The following is a 17,749-nucleotide window of genomic DNA, read 5'->3' as shown; positions in this document are numbered from 1 at the left end:
CGCCGAAGACGAGCCGGTGGTGCCGCACGGCCGCGCTCCGCACCGCGGTCACCGGCGTCGCCACGCCTCCAGGAGTTCCGCCCGGAGTTCGAGCATGTTCAGGGCCAGGGCCGGCTGGATCAGGTGTGGATCATTTCGCGACGACGTGGTCATCTCGTCGCACCCGCGCCGTGCCCACGGCAGACCATCACGAGGTCTGCCCGCTTCCGCCGGTCGGACGCCCGGCAGGACCTCGGCCCACGCCCGATAGCGGGAGGTCGCGTCGGCTGACCGCGTCTTGCCCTGACCCCCGGCGCCGTGCACGAGCAGCACCGACACCGTTCCCCGAACGGGAGTTCTGGTGGCGGTGTCGGCACGACTTCACCCTCAGCCCAACGCGCTGCGTCCGCGGTACTCGCACTGGCGTCGCAGTGATTGCACGGGGGAGTGTTCGACCGAGCCTACGACGATGGAATCGGATTGTTCCTCAAGTGGGGGTTGTGTCGGTAGGAATGCGCCAGGTACTGGCTCCATGCGTGCGGATCGAACTGCTTCGGCTCCGTCTCGTCGAGACGGGCCTTGAGTTCGGGAAGGGTGAGGACGTCGATTCCCGGTGCAACCGAGTCGAGTTCGTCGAGTTCGTCGGGGGTGAGCAGTATCGGCATGGATGTGCACACCACGCCCTGAACTCCGGTCAAGCTGTGCGGTGCGACCAGGCGGTTGGCGAAGGTCGAGATTTTCTCGATGTCGGCATGGAGCTTCTTCGCTGCCTTGATGGTGTCGGCGGCGCGGTTGCGGCGGGTGGAATAGTCGAGGTTGTCGTACCTTTCGGTCATCTGCCAGCTCTTGCAGCTGACGATCAGCAGGTTGCCGTGGTGTGCGCCGGCGGCGTCGAGATCGCTGAACACTCTGCCGTTCAGCTTGAGTGGGCGTGACACCGCAGCGGCCAGCGGCGGACCAGGCCTCCAGCGCGTGCCGTCGATCGCACGCTGAACGGCCTCCTCCCACATCTTCGCCCGCAGGTTGGGCGCGACCCCGCCGCCTGCGGTGCACGCGGCGATCGTGGATTCGAGACGTAGCCAGGTGGTCAGCAGGTCGATGCTGAAGAAATCGTGTCCTACTCGAATCGCTGGCCCGTAATAGCGACCCGATCGTCCTCCGGATATTTCGGTGACCATCGTCACGACATCGGTCTTGCTCGCCCGTGCGGCGCCGGGGAACACGGCGTCACCCCAATCGTTCGCCTCCTTGTGCAACCCGTCTGCATATGCTTCCCACTCCTCTCGTGGTCGGTTGATCAAACCGGTCTGGTGCAACCTTTCCCACAAGGTCGGACGTTCGCCGATGTCCACGAACGCGAGACGCATCACCGCCGCCAGTACCCGTGCCTGCCGGCCCAGTTCATGGGGTAGGTCGGCCCAGGGCAGTCGCATGACGCTCTCATTGAGGACGACCATTACGGGTGCGAACTGCAAGACGTCGGCGAGTTCGCTCGTGCGGAACGTCTCCCGGGTGAAGGGGAGTTCCAGTGCCGACAAAGCTACAAGGGTTCGGTTCAGGTCGATTGCCGCAGGGTTCAGCGGCTCAAGGTAACTCGCGCCCATGCGCGTCAGGAGTCCCTGGTCGCTTGCCCTCAACTGCCTGTCGAACCGGTGGAACGCTGCGGTGAGTCCTTCATCGAGCACGAGTTCGTACCGCTGCTCACCGTCGGGGTGTAGCGCGGCGCCCGCGCTCACGCACCCTGCTGCGGTGCGCAGGTCCTCGTACAGCGCTGAAGTGGTGACGAATCTGATTGTGCGTTTGACTTGTGGCTCGCCCAACAGTCCTGCGGAGTTGCCGCTGTCAAGACGGCGAGTGCTCCGCGCACTCATGCGCTCGGCACAGCCGCGATACCTTGAGTAGTTCCCGCCGCCGCTGCCGAAGATCACCGGTGAGATGTACCTGAGGAGCAGTAGCCACCAGTGACTCGGGAAAGCTTGCGCCTGCTTCAGCAGGTCTGCCTTCACGCGTGCCGACTGACGGGCCAAGTAGTCTGCGGCGTCAGCGCCCGACAATGGTTCGGATATCGCGTCGAGTTGCCGCCGAGATTGCGAATAGAGGTCTCGTCCTACCTGCTCGTAGATTTCCCTGGACATCGTTCGCATCATGGGTAAGATTTGAGCGCGGCTCATCAGGAACGGATCGGGCATGCCGGCATCTTGTCATGATCGCCCAGGTGCCGCGTGATGCGTCCTTGCTCGGGTAGCGGGTCCGGGTGTGGACGGGGTGCACAGCTTCCGAGCAGGTCGAGGGGTTTCACCGTGCCGCTTGCGCCGGCGTGTGCGGTAGTGGATCCGGTCGGGTCGGAGAGCTTCGCCATGAAGTCGGGATCGGTGAGGCTTCCGGACCTGTGGGGTGCCTGTCGCGCCTGGGAAGTCCGGCCTCGAAGGGCCCGGTCACGGCACCCGGGCCTCGGTCCACGCGCGGTCGAGGAGGTCGTTCACGGTTTCCTCGGGGGTCTGGGCGGAGGTGTCGAGCCAGAGGCCGAGGCGTGGGGTGTCGTGGCGCAGGCCGCGGTCGAGCAGGCCGACGGTCCACTCGTCGTAGGCGTTCTTCGCCCGAGCCGCCTCCCGGGCGAGGACGGCTTCGGCGTCCGGGGCGAGCACCACGACCAGCAGCGGCCGATGCCGGATCATCCGCACCACGTCGGCGAGGTGTTCGCCCAGGATGACGTCCTGCGCGACGACGGTGAACCCCTCCCGGGAGTACTCGTCGGCCGCGGTCGCCATCAGCCGGTAACGCAGGCGCAGCTGCCGCACCGCGTCCTCGGACGGCTCGGGAGTCATGTCCGCCCTGCCGTTGACCACCATCCGCCGGAACAGGTCACCGCGCAGGTGCACCGAACGCGGCAGCCGTTCGGCCACCATCTGCGCGACGGTCGACTTCCCGGCCGCCTGGATCCCGGTGATCAGCACGACCGCCTGCTCCCGCACTTCCCGCATTCGATCATGCTACGGGAACCGGCGCAGACCCCGGAGGAACGCCGCGAACGCCGCCGCACCGGAGCGTCCTCACCGCCGATCGGAGTCTCGCGGGACGCGCATTGGAGCCTGCTGTCACCCACGCCGACCGCGCTTCGCCGAGTCCGGCGCCCGTCCCGGCCACCGCATCGCCTCCCGCGGTCCGGCTGGTCTTGCGCCAGGCACAGGTGCGGTTCCTCCCGAAGGGCGGCGATCGGGATCACGACTGCCCGGCCGGGCCGTGGAGCACGAGTGCCGCGGTCCAGTCGCGAACGTCCTCGCGGCGCAGCAGCAGTCCACCGGCGAGCAGGCCGACGCCGAGCAGGAGAGCGACGATGTGGACGTTGATCAACGACATCGCGGTGGTCATGGTGCCGAAGAACAGGCTGACGCCCCTGACCATCATCACGGACAGGTAGCCGCCGCGCCACACGCGATACAGCAGCACACCGGGCAGCGCGACCATCGGTAGCGCCCAGAGGAGCCCGGGAACGGTGTCGGCGGACAGGCAGAGCAGCAGGACGGCGACCGCCGTGGTCAGCGCGTGTGCCGTGATTGCGGCGGTCACCGCCCACGGGCGCGGACGCGGGCCTCGCGGGAGCCCCGGCAGCGCCAGCCCCGCGCGTTCGTACACAACACGCAGCGCCAGGGGGAATGCCGTCTCCACCCAACGGTCGTGTTGGACAACCATGTCGGCGTTGCTGTCGGTGTACAGCTGCGCCAGGTGTGGCGTCCAGTCGGCGTCGAACCAGACGACCGCGCGCACGAAAGCGCGTGCGGCGACCCTGTCCGTCGGTTCCACCTCTTCGTAGTCGGGCAACCCGCGGGGGAAAGCGTCCTGCATGGTCGCCCTGAACGACTCGTACTGCGTGGCCCCGCGCACGATGACCAGCACCAGCCGCTCGGGCTCGTCACGCGCGACCACCTGCTCGACCTCCCAGCGCAAGCCCGGCCCGGAACCACAGGCCAGCAGGACGAGCGCGGCCTGGTCGAGTGCGGCGAGCACCTGGTCCTGCCAGGCGCGGTCGGACGCGTAGTGGCGATCCGCACCCGGGTAAGGGACCGAGTCGGAGGGCGCACCGAGGGCGACCATCCTCCCGAACGGCGCGACCGCCCTGGTGATCTGCATTTCCTCCGTGACCGGATCCGGACCCCACGGAGCCACCGGAATGCCGCTCGACATCCGGGCGAAGCCCTCGTCGTCGATGAACGCCCGCAGGAACAGCACGACGGGCCCGGTCCGCGGCAGGGTTTCGAGCACGGTCGCCAAGTGCCCTTCCCCCCGGCGGACCGCCCAACGCCCGCCGGCCAGCAGCACGGCCATCGCCGCCAGGGCCACCACGGCCTGGGGCCAACTGCGCAGCACGGACACGCTCCCGCGGAAGTACTGACCGCCGGCGGCACCGCTCGCGGCACCCAACCCCAAGGCGGCGTAACCACCGATCCGGAGGGCCTGACCCCACATCCGCCGTTGGCTGATGGCGGCTGCGGGACGCAGGGGCCGATCCGTCACGACGTCCAGGGTATAGAGTCGCCGAACCCGGCTTCACCCGTTCCCGGCAACCGCCGCCGACGGGGTTCGGGCCAGGTCGCGGAGCACTGTGCGACGGGTGTGGTCGTCGGTGGCGTCCGGGGCGACGGTGGTCTCGGCGCAGCCGACGGCGTGCGCCATGTCGCGGCGGGCACGGGTGAAGCCGGTGATCGTGTCGGGTGAGTCGAACAGCCGGGCGACGCGTGGTCTGTCCCAGATCAGGTTGTCGAACGGGCCGAGGAACGCCGCCCGCTCGAGTGGTCGGGTGTGTTCGAGGTCGTCGGGGTGTGCCCAGGCCGGTGCGCTCCACCCGTGCACGGCGACCGGTCGTAGGGCGGTGCTTCGTCGATCCGGCGCGCGGTGGGGCTCGCGGTCCTGGTCGCCAGGGTCGGCTGGTGCGCGTGCGCCCCGGCCTAGTAGGTCGCGGGCCGGAAGCCGGCCCACCCGTGGCCGACTTCCTTGGCCGCGCCGAACGTGCCGTCGCCCGCGCCCCGCCAGAAGAAGAGGGCGTGGTCGCTCGCGCGCACCGCGACCAGGTCGGCGTGGGCGTCACCATCCACGTCCAGCACGTTGAACGGGTCGAAGGCCGCCCACCCCGAGCCGACCTTCCGGCCGGCGGCGAACGTCCCGTTCCCGTTGCCCTCCCAGAACCACAGCTCGCCGTCGCCGTTGGTGGCCCACAGGTCGCCGTCCCCGTCGCCGTCCGCGTCACCGCCACCGAACTCCGGGAACGCCGCCCAGCCCTCGCCGACGAACACCCGCTGGGCGAACCCGCCCGCGCCCCGGCCCGGGTACCAGTACAGCCGCCCACCGTCCCGGCCGACGACGTCGGCGCGGTTGTCGCCGTTGACGTCCACCACCGCGAACCACTCCAGCGTGTTCCAGCCCGCCCCGTCGTTGGCGAGCTTGCTGAACGTGCCGTGGCCCGAGTTGTGCCAGTAGTGCAGCGCGCCCGCCGTGTCGGTCGCCAGGATGTCGGCGAAGCCGTCGGCGTTGGTGTCGCCGACCCCGATCCGGTGGTACGCGGCCGACCACCCCGGCCCGATCTCGCTCGACCCGCCGAACGTGCCGTCCGACCGGCCCGGGTACAGGCGCAGCACGTTGTCGGGATCGACGGCCAGCAGGTCGTCGTAGCGGTCGCCGTTGACGCTCTCGGCGGCGATGGTGCGGGCCGCCGTCCACCACGTGGTCTGCTTGCGCGCCCCCGCCCAGCTGAAGCTGAAGTGGATGTGGTCGGTGTGCGGGTTGTCCCCGTTGTACGCCTGCCACCCGGCGGACGGCTCGTACGCCTTCCAGATCCGACGGTTCCAGATGACGTACATCAGGCCGAAGCGGCGGGCGAGCGCGTGGGTGTTGCCGTACCGGTCGGTGGCCAGCAGCCAGTTCAGCAGGTCGTTGGCCTGCGCCACCTGCGCCGGATCGCCCGCGTTGAACGCGTAGTCGAGCGCACGGCCCTCCTTGTGCTCGCTGGCGCCGCCGACGTCGCAGGCGCGGACGATGCCCATGTCGCCGCGCCCGTACTCGGCCTTGACCAGGTCGCGGAACCCGACGACGCCCGGCTTGGCGACCGGGTCGCACGTGGTCTGCCCCACGTACGAGGCGTAGCGGTCGATCGCCGATCCGAAGACCGGGGTCGGCGGCGCGGCCGACGCGGGGGCCGCGAGCCCGACCGCCGTCAGGACGGCGGTCGCGAGCACAGTCAACGATCTCTTCACCTGGTACTCCTCGTGGTGCGGATCAGGGGTGACTACCGCGGGGCGGACAGCACGGTCGGCGTGCCGAACGCCGTCAGGCCCGGCACGCCGCGCCGGTCGTAGACCACGACGGTGCCGTTCGGCGTGCGGTAGGTGATGGTCCACAGTGGAGTGCTGCCGTTGGCCACCGCGGTCGTGGTCGGGTCGGTGGCCGACGGCAGGTCCGGGGTGTTGACCGGGGACCAGTCGCCGAACACGCCGGAGCCCGGGCTCGTCTCGAAGCTCGCGTGCACGATGCCGTCCGCCGCGCGGGCGACGACGGCGGTGCGGCCCAGCTGGGGGTCGAGGATCCCCGACGGCGCGCCGGCCGCGACGAACGCGCCGACGGCGTCCCACGCGGCCGGGAACACGCCCGTCGCGTCCTGGATCTTCGTGGTGACCGTGCCGTCCTCGGCCGTGGCGAACACGCGCAGCCGGTAGCCGGGGTAGACGACCACCGACGGCGTGCCCCGGCCCGCACCGCCCAGGCTCGTCCACGCCGACACCGTGCCGTCGGTGCGGTACAGCAGGGTGCCGACGCTGCCGTCGGCCACCCGGCCGAACACCTGGACGCCGTCGCGCACCGGGACCGCGGCGGGCGTGCCGGTGAGGTCGACGTCGCCGAGGTTGCGCCACGGCGACCCGTCGTGCAGCCACAGCTTCCCGTCGGTGTCGGCGGCGAACAGGCCGGTGGCGCCACCGGCGAGGGTGACCGCGGCGGGTGCGGCGGCCATCGAGCCGCCGAGCCCGGTCCAGCCGGTCCAGGTGGCGGCGCGGGGCGCGGTCTGGGCGGCCGACCACACGTTCCCGCCGTCGATGTGCTGGGCGAACACGGCCAGCGAGCCGTCGGGCTTGACGCCGAGCGCGGGCCGCCCGGTGAACGCCTCGTTGCCGGAGATCACCGTGTACTGGACGGTGGCGAAGTTGTCCAGGTTCTCCTGGTGGCCGATGACGACCCGGCCGATGTTGTCCACGTACGCGTATTCGAGCGCGCCGACGAGCTGACCGCCGGTGGCGGGCGCCTGCACGACCGTGACCGGGGTGTCGGGCAGCACGGGCACGACGGGCTGCGGTTCGGCGAACCAGCCCTCCAGGTCGACGAAGGCGGTGACGGGGCCGGCGCTGAGGTTGCGCACGCGGATCTTGCCGTCCGTGCCGGGCCTGATGACCGTGGACGAGCGGTGCGAGGAGTTCGCCGCGAACTGGGTCTGCGTCGCGGACGGTTCGGTCGTGCCGGTGGGCCACGCGCGCAGCGTGCCCGCCGCCGTGCCGCCGAGGGCCTCCAGGCTCAGCGCCGCGCCCGCGATGCCGCGGGTGGGCAGGCCGTGGGCGCCGCCCACGGCGATGTCGACGACCGAGCCGGCCGGGATCTGGCCCGCGAACAGTCGTGCGGTGAGCGGTCGCAGGCCCGCGCCCGCGGTGGCCGTCTTCGTCGCGTAGCCCATCAGGTCGATCACCAGGTGCGCGGCGGCGGCGCCCTTGTTGGTGATGGTGACCTTGCCGTCCGCGCCGAGGGTGATGGCGGCGCCGGCGGCGTTGTTGATGCCGTCCTCGTAGTCCATCAGGGGTTGGACGCCGGTCGTGCCGGACGCGCTCGCCTGGAAGTAGCCGCGTGCGGCCGGCGGGCCCAGGGTGATCTGCGCGAACACGGCCGCCGCGCCGACCGGGACCCCGGCCGTGGCGAGGGTGAGGGTCCGGCTGGCGCCGGGCTGGATGGCGCCGAGCGTCGTGCCGAGCCCGATGTTGGTGTTGACCACGCGGCTCGGCGTGACCGGGACGAAGCCGCCGTTCGTCGCGCCGGTGCTGGTGGTGAAGTAGCCGTGCGCCTCCACCAGCAGGTGCGCCGTGCCGGCGTAGTTGAACACCGAGATCCGGCCGTTGGCCCCCGGGCGCACGATCGCGCCGTTGGACAGCGTCTGCGCGGCCATCACGTTGACCATCGACACGCTCGGCCGCGCCGTGCCGTCCGGCCACGCGGTCAGGTAGGTGTTGGCCGTCGGCGAGATGGCCACGATCCTCAGGTACAGGGCGCTGACGCCGGTCGCGGGGATGCCGCCGACCCCCAGCACGGGGAACGTGGTGACGCTGCGCGCCCCGCGCGTGCCGCTGACACCGCCGACACCGCTGCGGGTGTCCAGCACGGACCTCGCGGTGGTGAACGGCACGTAGTCACCGCCCCGGCCCGCCGCGTCGGCGTGGGCGGCGGGCGCTCCCGGCACGACGACCAGCGCCAACACCACGAGCACGGCGGCGAGCACCGCCACCGGCCCTCGTCTCTCCACTGCGGACATCCGTCCCCCTCTGCTGCCGGCGCCGCCGCTCCCGGGCGTCACCACGACGAACTCCTCGGACACCCGATGAGGCACTTCGAGTCCGACACCCCGACACCGACGTCGATCGGGCTGTCGCCGGGCTGCTTGACCGGCGAGCCGATGGACACCCCCGCCTCGTAGGCGAACTCGCGCATGTCGGGCAGGGTGTGGGACGTGCCGACCGCGGGCATGATCCAGTAGCGCTGCGCGGTCGCGGTCCACCCGGCCGACGGGCCGACCGCGAACCCGTTGATCTCCTCCTTGGTCGGCTGGGCCTTGTTCAGCCAGCCGCCACGCAGGCCGATCCCGGCGCCGGGGGTCGAGACACCCGCGCCCATGCCCCAGGACACCTGGCCGTGGCTGGTGACGGTGATGCTGATCGACCGGCTGAACGCCACCGGCAGCGGACCGATCGCCTTGGCCACCGAGGCGTCGAGGGTGACGTAGTCCGGCGCGCTGTCACCGCCCACCAGGCTCAACGGCCCGCTGCCCATCGTCATCCGCCACGCGCAGTTGAACGCGCTCTCGCACGGCAGCGACTGGAACACCGGGATCTCGGCGACCTCCCGGGCCGCCGCCACCGCGCCGACCGCCGGGGCGGCCGAGGCGTCGACGGCGGCCTTCACCAGCTCCCTCGACACCCGCGCCACGCCCGCCGCGTCGCCGCGGAACACGCCCACCACCGCGGCCGGCACGTGGGAGGCGGCCGACACCAGCGGCTTCACCGCGGACATCACGGGTTTCAGCGCGGCGGCGACGATCTTCACCGGCACCTGCTTCGCGGTCCACTCGATGACCGCGCGCGCCTTGCGGGTCACCTCGCGGCGGGCCTTCTCCACCGCCGCCTTGCGCGCCTTCTCCACCCGCCGCGCGGTCTCCTCGGCCCACTCGCGGGCGCGTTCGGCCTTCTCCCCGGCGTCACGGATCATCCGCCTGCCGCGATCCTCGGCGCGTTTGAGCAGCCGCCCGACGCCCCGGCGTGCCCGGTCGAGCCCGTCCTTGGCCCTGGACCACTGCCTGCGGCCCCACGAGCGCGCCTTGTCCCACTGCCGGGAGACCCACTTGCGGGCGCTGTCGTAGGTGCGCTTGCCCCAGTTCCGGACCTTCGCCACGAGCTTCCGGCCCTTGTCCACCAGGCCGGTGACCTGCTTGACGGCGCTCTTGAACAGGCGCTTGCCGAAGTCCTCCAACCGCCGCAGCCCCGAACCGGGCGAGCGGACGAACGAGACCGCCTTCTGCGCGGTGGAGGAGACGAAGTCGCCGACCTTCTTGCAGACGCCGCAGGAGAACTTGGGCCAGTTCCCGTCGGGGTCCTCGTTGCCCAACGGGTCGGCCGCGCCGTAGGTGTACCGGTTGGCCAGCACCGAGTCGCCCTCGGTGTAGTCGACGCGGTCGCGGGACAGGAACGTGCCGCTGTCGGGCGAGTACCAGCGCGCGCCCATGTCGACGTCGCCGGTGTCGGGGTCGGTCCAGTCGCCCTGGAAGCCCAGGTTCCCGGTGTCCCCGGTGGTGGCCAGCACCTTGCCGAACGGGTCGTAGGTGGTGGTGTCGGTCAACCGGGGCAGGGCCAGGTCGGCGGCGAGGAACGCGCCGACCACGTCGCCGTGCTCGTCGCCGAGCGCGATCCGGTCGCCGACGGCCAGCAGGTCGTCCGCGGGACCGCGGGCGTAGCGCTCGACACCGTCGGACACCGGTTCGTCGGACAGCCCGGCGTAGGCGAACCGGCCGTTGCCCCGCTGGACCAGCCGGTCCAGGGCGTCGTAGGCGTAGGTGCGCCCGCCGGCGCGGACGAGCTGGTCGAACGCGTCGAACTCGTAGGTGACCTCGCCACGCGAGGCGAGGGTGCCCCGCGCGGTGTAGGTGTAGGCGCGCTCGCCGTCGTGGAGCAGGCGGTTGCGCGCGTCGAAGGTGGCCGTCCGGCCGCCCGCCCGGACGCGGTTGCCCGAGGCGTCCCAGGCGTAGTCGACGGTGCCCGCCCCGCTGGTCCACGAGACGAGGCGGCCCGCGAGGTCGTACCGGTAGGACTGCTCGCCCGCGGCGGTGGTCTTGCCGATCAGGCGGTCGTTGTCGTCGTAGCGGTAGGTGACGGACGAGACGGTCGCGCCCCCCGTGTTGCGCAGCACGTCGGAGGTGGTGCGGCCCAGTTCGTCGAACCCGTGGGCGCGCACCCGGCCCGCGCCGTAGTCCACGGTGGACAGCCGGCCCGCGACGTCGTAGCCGTAGCGCTGGGTGGTGCCGGTCAGGCCGTCGGTGACGGTGGCCAGGCGGCCGCCCGAGTAGCCGAACGTCGAGGTGCCCGCCGCGTCGGTGCGGGCGGTCGGCCGGCCGTCGGCGTCGTAGGCGAAGTCGGCGCTGCCGGACGGGCCGCGCGCGCTGAGCAGGTTGCCGCGGTCGTCGTAGGTGTAGGTGTTGTCGCCGTCCGGGCCGCCCGCCGCCACCGGCCGGTCCAGCGCGTCGTAAGCGCGGGTCCGGGTCGGTGTCGGCACGGACGCGCCGGACCCGGAACGGGAGGTCGGCCGGCCCGCCGCGTCGTAGACCACCTCGGTCACCACGGCGCCCGGCGCGGTCATCTTCACCAGGTTGCCGTTCGCGTCGTAGGCGGCGGTCCAGGTGCGGTCCGCGAGGGCGGGGTGCGCCGGGGTGGACGGCTCGACCAGGGACTCGACCAGGCCGAGCGCGTTGAACGTGAAGGTCGTCGCGTTGCCGCGGCCGTCGGTGTACCGCGTGCGGCGGCCGGCCGCGTCGTAGCCGAACGACGTGGTGATCGACTCGGTCGCGGACACCGGCTCCACCTGGCGCACCACCCGGTCGTCCGCGTCGTACTCGAACGTCGAGGTCACGCCCATGGCGTCGGTGGACGAGGTGCGGTTGCCCTCCGGGTCGTAGGTGTGCCGCTGGGTGCGGATCACGGACCCGTCGGCCCGCAGGTCGGCCTGCGCCACCAGCCGCCCGGCCGTGTCGTAGGTGCTCTGCGCGGTGCGCCCGGTGCCGTCGGACTGCCGCACGGCCCGGCCGCTCGCGTCGTAGCCCAGGTGCGTGACCACCCCGGCCGGGTCGGTCGTGCGGATCACCCGGCCCACCGGGTCGTAGGCGGTCAACGTGACCGCGCCGCCCGGCGTCCGGGCCCGCACCACGCGCCCGGCGTCGTCGTAGGTGAACCGCGACACCAGGTTGTCCGCCACGGGACGGCGCTCGACCACCGTGGACGTCACCCGCCGGTCGAGGTCGTCGTACGTCGCCTCGGTGCGGCCGCCCAGCGGGTCGGTGCCGGTCAGCTCCTGCCCGGTGCGGGTGTAGGTGTGCCGCCACACGGCGCGGTCCCCGTCGGAGGCCATCGGCCGGTCGACCTCGACCACCCGGCCCAGCTGGTCGTAGGTGTAGCGGACGCTGTTGCCGCGCGGGTCGGTGACCTCCACGACGTTGCCGAGCGCGTCGTACCGCGTCCGAGTGGTCGGCGTGACGGTGTCGGTCGCGCCGGGCGCGCGGTAGCCGGGTTCCGCCTCGGTGACCCGCCTGCCCAGCCGGTCGTGGGTGAACCGCCGCACCAGGCCGACCTCGTCGGCCGACGCCGTCTGGTCGCCGAACGCGTCGTACCCGGTCCGGGAGGTGGGGCGCACGGTGGCGGGCGTGCCGCCGACGGCCTCGGCGGACACCGGGGGAGCGGTCTCCGCGATCTCCCGGCCCAGCTCGTCGTAGGCGGTGTCGGTGGTGAACGCGGCCGGGTCGGCGCCCGGCGCGTTGCCGCGCGGCGAGGTCTCGGAGACCTTGAGGCCGCGCTGGTCGTACCGCGCGGTGGTGACCATGGTCGTGTCGCCCGCGGTGACGGTCTCGCGCACGGCGTTGCCCGCGTCGTCGTAGGCGTAGTCGACGACCTCGGGCGCGGTGGACACCGGCCACGGCACGTTGGACGCCTTGCCCGACCGGCTGACCCGCGTCACGTTGCCCGCCGCGTCGTAGGTGGTGACCGTGGTGAGCGCCAGGCCGTCCGGGTCGTGCACGACGGTGGTCGGGTTGCCCGAGCGGTCGTAGGCCGAGGTCGTGGTGGAGGTGCCGTCGCCGGTCACCGCCCGGACCACGTGGCCCGCCGCGTCGTAGGTGTTCTCCTCCAGCACGTAGTCGCGCGTGCTGCCGTCGGGGTTGTGGAAGCCCTTCAACACCGCCTTGTGCAGGCGGTCGTCGCCGAAGTAGGTGTACTCGACCCGCCTGCCCATCGCGTCGGTCTCGCTCGCCTTGCGGCCGGCGAAGTCGTAGGAGTAGGAGCGCAGGACGAGGTAACCGTCGGTCAGCCCGCCCCCGTCGTCGCCGCGGTAGTCGCGCAGCCGCACCTCGGCGAGCGCGTTGCGCGCGGTGTAGGCGAAGTCGTGGCGGGTGCCCGCGGCGTTCGTGGTGGACACGACGTTGCCGAACCGGTCGTAGTCCCGGGTGGACTCGCCGCCCTCGGCGTCGGTCACCCGGACCGGGCGACCGGACTCGTCGTAGGCGGTGCGGGTGGTGCGGGTGGCGCCGCCGCCGAGCAGGTCGACCTCCTCGACCGCGGTCTGGTTGCCGTCGGCGTCGTAGGCGGTGCTCACCTGTCGCTGGTGCTTCGTGCCGTTCACGGCGTCGGTCGTGGCGGGCTCGGTGACGCGGGTCCGCCGGGACAGGGCGTCGTAGCCGTAGGTCGTGGTGACGCCCGCCGGGAACGTGTCGGACACCTCCCGCTCCGAGGTCAGCCGGCCGAGCACGTCGTAGGAGTAGTGGGTGACCAGCCCGGACGGCGTGGTCAGGCGCGCCAGGTCGCCGTTGGCGTAGTACGCGTACCGGGTGACCTTGCCGCGCGCGTCGGTGGTCGTCAGCGGCAGGCCGGCGGGCACGATCCCGCCGCCGACCGCCGCCTCCGCGCCGTTGGTGTAGGTGTGGCGGACCGTGGCGCCGTCGGGCTCGGTCTGGGTGGCCAGGTCACCGGTCGCGGTGTAGGTGTAGGCGGTGCGGTAGGTCGGGTCGGTCGCGCCGGCGGACCGCGCGTCCCGCGTCTCCGACGGCTGGTCCGCCCGCGGGTCCGCGGCGTCGCCCGCCGGGTAGGCGGTGTGGCTGGTGTGGCACTCGCCGGCGCGACGGCACGTCGTGGTGGACGTGGCGTTGCCGCGCGCGTCGTAGGTCATGGTCACCGCGTCGCCGTTCTCGTTGGTGACCGCGGTCAGGTTGCCCGCGTCGTCGTAGGAGAACGACCGGATGGCCATGCCGTCGACCGGGTGCCGCACGAACACCGGCCCGCCCGCGTCGCCCGGGATCACGGTGCAGAACTTCGGGTCGGCGGGGTCCGGGGCGCTGCACTGCTCGACCGGCTCCGGCTCGGGCGCCGGCTCGTCCTCCTCCCGGGCCTCCAGGCCGAGCGGCGTGCCCGAGCGCAGCAGGTGCCCGGTGACGGCGTCGAACTCGTACAGGCTCGGTCGGTTGCCCGGGTCGAGCACCTGCACGCCGCGCCGCAGGTCGTCGTCACCGCCGTAGACCACGGTGGGGCCGATCTTCCACAAGCCGCCGTCGCGGTCGGTGTAGGTCGTGACGCGGTCCAGGTCCACGTCGTAGGTGGCGTGCGAGGAGACGTTGCCGCTCGGCCGGGTCACGGTCGCCACCAGGTCCGCGGCCGTCGTGCCCTGCCGGTGGTGGGTCGACACGGCGTTCGGGCCGAGCGGGTGCGAGTAGACCGCCACCTCGTCCACCGAGCCGCTGAAGAACCGCCGGCCCGCCGCGCCCCACGCGGGCCACGAGCCGGGCGTGCTCACCTCCGCCGCGCCGACCTGGTTGAACGTCAGCTGCGCGTGGTCCAGCGCCACGCCGGCCGCCGTCGCCACCCGGGCGCCGTCGAGGTAGAGCGTCTGCGTGGCGCCCATGAGCGACAGCACGACGTGGTGCCAGCGGCCGTCGTTCACGGCGCCCGGCGAGGCCAGCGGCGCTATCGTGGTGGCGCCGAAGCCGCCGCGCAGCCTGCCGTCCGTGCCGACGTACAGCACCGGGACGCCGCGGCCCGGCGTGGCGCCGAACGCCTTGTCCTGGTAGCCGAGCAGCGGGCCGCCCGCGCCGGTGACGTTCGCCTTGAACCACAGCTCGACCGCGCCGTCCCGGCTCTTCTTCAGCACTCCCTTCGGCAGGTCGAGCCGGGTGGAGGAGCCGTTGAACGACGCCGCCGTCCCGGTCGTGCCCGCCAACGCGCCCGCCGTGCCCAGCGCCGCGTTCACGTACGCGCCCGCGTCCTCGCCCAGGTTGGCCGACACCTCGCTGCCCGCCGCCGTGCCCTGCGCCTCGCCGAGCCGCCAGTACGACTCCGGCCGCGAGTCCAGCACCGCGCTGCGGTAGTGCGACCCGGTGCTGTAGGCGTACTTCGTGCACCCGCCGCCGGGCGCGCACGCCTGCGTCAACGTGTCCCCGGCGTAGCCGTAGGTCCAGGTGGTGTTCGCGTCGGTGGTGACGGAGGTGATGTGCCCGCCGGTCCACGTGAACCGCAGCGCCCGGCCGGCGGTGTTGCTCTGGCTGTTGGCCACCTGTGCCTTGGCCAACCTGCCGTCCGCGGCGTTGTAGGTGAGCACCACCGACCGGCCCGCGCGATCGGTCGTGCGGCTGAGCAGGCCGGCGGCCGTGAACAGGTGCACCGTGCCCGTGCGGTCCGCGAGCCGCCAGCCGCCCGCCTCCCGGGTGAGGCTCGACACCCGGCCGGGCGGCGGCGCGTAGGAGCCGTCGGGGTCGCGGCCGTACCGGACCGCCTGGCCGTCGGGGAAGGTCACCACGACGTTGCCGCTGCCGTCGTCGTCCGGGACCAGGCGCATGTCGTAGCGGCTGGTCCAGCCCGCGCCGAACACGCCGTCCCGGCGCGGGTCCAGGCTGTTGTAGGTGCGCACCACGTCCAGCTCCGGTCCGACCGTGGCCACCGTCGCGTCCACCGCGACGTTCGACACGCCGCCGGTCAGCGGCTCGAACTCCCGCTCGTCCGACGCCGCCGCCGCCCGCGAGACCAGCTCGGGTTGCGGCACGACGGTGTCCAGCGCGGACCGCGGCGACGCCACCTCGTTGCCCGCGTCCCGCACGACCACCCGCCACAGGTAGCCGCGGCCCCACGACAGCCGACCGTCCGGGACGGTCCACTGCGGACTCGCCTGGAACCCCGAGTCGAAGCACGACGTCGCGTCGTCCGCCCGGCACACCTCGAACCGGAAGGACAGCGACGCACCCGGCGGCGCGTCCACGTCCAACGCCCGGCCCCACAACATCGGCGTCAACGTCGGCGCGCGGTAGCCGTTGGGCGGGTGCAGCTCCTGCACCACCGGCGCCAGGTCGAGCACCTGCAGCGCCAGCCGGGCGGGCGGCACCTGGTGGTCGGTGAACACCACGCCACCGGTGCGGACCATGGTGAAGTCGAGGAAGTAGGACCCCGGCGGCAGCGCCTGCACCGTCGCCTCGACCGTGACCCGCGCGCCGCGCGCCACCGTGCCCGGCAGCGACGCCGCGCGCCGCTGGCCGATCGCCGCGCCGGTCCGCGCGTCGTACGCCCGGTAGGCCAGGTAGTAGTCGGCGGGCGCCCACGCCTCCGCGCTCCTGTTGGTGACGGTGACCTTGACCTTGCCGTCCTGGTTCTGGAGCATCGGCGGGTTCGGCACCGGGTCGGGGATGGCGTACTCCGCGTGGTACGGGCTGTGCGTGACGAACAGCCGCGGCGGGTTCGCCGTCGCCGTGCCGGTGAACCGCTTGCCCGACACCGCGTCCGACACGTCGGCCCGCAGCGACAGCCCGTTGTTCGCCGCCGTGCCGTCACTCCAGCCCTGCACCAGCCTGGCGCCGTCGCCGCCGAGGTCGAACACCTCGGCGGCCGCCGGGCACTGCGACGTCGACTGCCCGGTCGCCACGTAGCCGTGCGCGAACGACCGGCTCGCCAGCGCCGCGCCGACCGCCGGCCCGGGGTAGGCGTAGGAGCCCGTCGCCGACCACGCCTGCGTCACGGGGTGCACCGCCACCGGCCGCGCCTGGCACGAGTTCGCGTCGAACCCGACCACCTGGAGCTTCGCCCCGAACACCACGTGGCCGCGCAGCCGCTCCACCAGGCTGCCGAACCGCACGTACGCGGCCGTCGACACGCCCGCCACCCGGCCCACCCGCAGCTCCGACCCGCCCGCGACCGACGTCGAACCCTGCACCGACATCGCCGCGTCCGCCGCGGCGCCGTCCACCGGCAGCGTCACCGTCGGGTCCACCAGCACCGGGTACCGCCGGGCCGGGTCGGCGAGCCACGACTGGTCCAGCTCGACCTTCACCACGTCGTCCACCAGCGAGTACCGCACCCCGCGCGACACCGCGCCGGCCGCGTCCACCATGTCGCCGGGCGGCACGACGGCACGCGTGGCGCCGCCGTCGGTCAGCACCAGGGTCTGATCGCGGAGTTCGGCCCGCAGGTTGCGCAGGGCCAGCGCGAACTCGAACTCGCGCGTGGCGAGCGCGTCCTTGAGCACGAGGGTTTCCTTCAGGCCGCCGGGCCGGGCCTGGAGCAGCAGGTCCACGCCCGGCCGCGCGTCGGGGTAGCGGACCTGGTCCCGGTCGGCCCGGCCGGGCCGGTGCGCGGCGTCCCGCAACCGGTAGCCGAAGGCGTGGTCGCCGCCGAGGTCGACCACGTGCTCGCCGTCCGCGTGCCGGGCCAGCGTCAGGCCGACCGCGTTGGTGGTGTTGCGCCAGCCGTCGTCGGCGGCGGCGAGCGTGGTGTCGATCGGCTCGAGCGTGCCGGAGCCGGACTCGTAGTTGACCGGCACGGCGGAGAACTCGGTGGTCTCGGTGCCGTCGGCGTTGGCGTAGACCCGCTCGCGCGACCCGCGCGCCTCGACCCGCTCCCGGCTCGTCGCCGGGTCGAACCCGGACCGCGCCGCCGTCGGACCGGGCGTCACCGACGCCGTGTTCGCGGGCGGCGGGGTGGCCGTCGGGCGCGGGTGGCGGCCGCGGTGCGACCGCGGCAGCTCCCGGTTGACCACGCCCGGCTCCAGGTGCGGCTGCCCGGCCGCCGACCCCCACCGCTGCTGCGGCGCCTCGGTCGCCCGGGACGGGAACACCGGGCCGACGGGCCCCGCCACGTCCCCCGCGGCCGTACCGGCCAACAGCAGCGCCACCAGCGCGAACGCGCACGCACGGGCTCGGTTCGTCCCCACGGCCCCTCCTGCCGCGGGACAGGCCCCGTCCGCACAC

At 72.8% G+C, this 17,749-nt stretch carries 8 protein-coding genes; all 8 read right to left on the bottom strand.

What is annotated here, in order from left to right:
• Nucleotides 1–48 precede the first annotated feature (48 nt).
• Nucleotides 49–318, bottom strand: coding sequence for a hypothetical protein (locus ACWEFJ_RS03000; RefSeq protein WP_449712746.1), 270 nt, complete (start codon nt 316–318; stop codon nt 49–51).
• A gap of 122 nt (nt 319–440) precedes the next feature.
• A complete protein-coding gene (locus ACWEFJ_RS02995) occupies nt 441–2,168 on the bottom strand; it encodes a hypothetical protein (protein WP_449712745.1) in 1,728 nt (575 codons plus the stop codon).
• A gap of 246 nt (nt 2,169–2,414) precedes the next feature.
• Nucleotides 2,415–2,960, bottom strand: coding sequence for an AAA family ATPase (locus ACWEFJ_RS02990; RefSeq protein WP_378086639.1), 546 nt, complete (start codon nt 2,958–2,960; stop codon nt 2,415–2,417).
• Nucleotides 2,961–3,198: 238 nt separating this feature from the next.
• Nucleotides 3,199–4,491 carry a hypothetical protein gene (locus tag ACWEFJ_RS02985; protein WP_449712744.1) on the bottom strand — a complete coding sequence of 431 codons (1,293 nt, stop codon included), beginning with the start codon at nt 4,489–4,491 and terminating at the stop codon, nt 3,199–3,201.
• Between the two features lie 33 nt (nt 4,492–4,524).
• Nucleotides 4,525–4,953 carry a DNA glycosylase AlkZ-like family protein gene (locus tag ACWEFJ_RS02980; protein ID WP_449712743.1) on the bottom strand — a complete coding sequence of 143 codons (429 nt, stop codon included), beginning with the start codon at nt 4,951–4,953 and terminating at the stop codon, nt 4,525–4,527.
• Nucleotides 4,923–6,224 carry an FG-GAP repeat domain-containing protein gene (locus ACWEFJ_RS02975; RefSeq protein WP_449712742.1) on the bottom strand — a complete coding sequence of 434 codons (1,302 nt, stop codon included), beginning with the start codon at nt 6,222–6,224 and terminating at the stop codon, nt 4,923–4,925. Before ACWEFJ_RS02975 ends, ACWEFJ_RS02980 begins: the two co-directional genes overlap by 31 nt.
• 32 nt (nt 6,225–6,256) lie before the next feature.
• Entirely contained in the window at nt 6,257–8,533 is a 2,277-nt protein-coding gene (locus ACWEFJ_RS02970; RefSeq protein WP_449712741.1) for a hypothetical protein, read from the bottom strand.
• A 38-nt stretch (nt 8,534–8,571) separates the two neighbouring features.
• The gene (locus ACWEFJ_RS02965) at nt 8,572–17,712 is read right to left on the bottom strand and encodes a LamG-like jellyroll fold domain-containing protein (protein WP_449712740.1); all 9,141 of its coding nucleotides are present in this window, start codon (nt 17,710–17,712) and stop codon (nt 8,572–8,574) included.
• Nucleotides 17,713–17,749: the final 37 nt, after the last annotated feature.

Source organism: Actinosynnema sp. NPDC004786, from assembly GCF_053601135.1.
Note: the sequence above shows the minus strand (reverse complement) of the source record. Positions and strands in the feature narration are given on the sequence as shown.